The organism is Mycobacterium sp. 1245499.0, from assembly GCF_001673615.1.
GTDB lineage: Bacteria > Actinomycetota > Actinomycetes > Mycobacteriales > Mycobacteriaceae > Mycobacterium > Mycobacterium europaeum_A.
Genome location: NZ_LZMG01000287.1, coordinates 1 through 581, shown reverse-complemented (window position 1 = coordinate 581; position 581 = coordinate 1). Strand labels below are relative to the sequence as shown.

Sequence of the window (581 nt, the reverse complement as noted above, 5' to 3'; positions counted from 1 at the left end):
TCGAGAAGTACGACGTCAACGTCATCGGAATCACGCTGAGCCGCAATCAGTTTGAGTACAGCAAGAACAAGCTGGCCGGATTGCCGACCAGTCGCAACATCGAGGTGCGGTTGCAGGGCTGGGAAGAGTTCGAGGACAATGTCGACCGGATCGTCACGATTGGCGCCTTCGAAGCTTTCAAGATGGAGCGCTATCCCGCATTTTTCGAACGCGCCTACGAGATCCTTCCCGACGACGGCCGAATGCTGTTGCACACCATCTTGACCTACACGCAAAAGCAGCAGCACGAGCGCGGTGTTTCGATCACGATGAGCGATATCCGATTCGCTCGATTCATCGGCCAGGAAATTTTCCCGGGTGGACAACTCCCGGCGCAGGAAGACATTTTCAAATTCGGCGAGGCGGCGGGCTTCACGATCGAGCGGGTGCAGCTGCTGCAGCAGCATTACGCGCGGACCCTCAACATTTGGGCGGCCAACCTGGAGGCCAATAAGGACAAGGCGGTCGCCATCCAGTCCCAGGAGGTCTACGACCGGTACATGAAGTACCTGACCGGCTGCGCGAAGTTGTTCCGTGCGGGC

General features: G+C 58.0%; 1 protein-coding gene. It reads left to right on the top strand.

Features of this window, described 5'->3' with window-relative positions:
- On the top strand, nucleotides 1-581 hold a 581-nt coding region (locus A5646_RS17075), incomplete at both ends, for a class I SAM-dependent methyltransferase (RefSeq protein ID WP_067022890.1).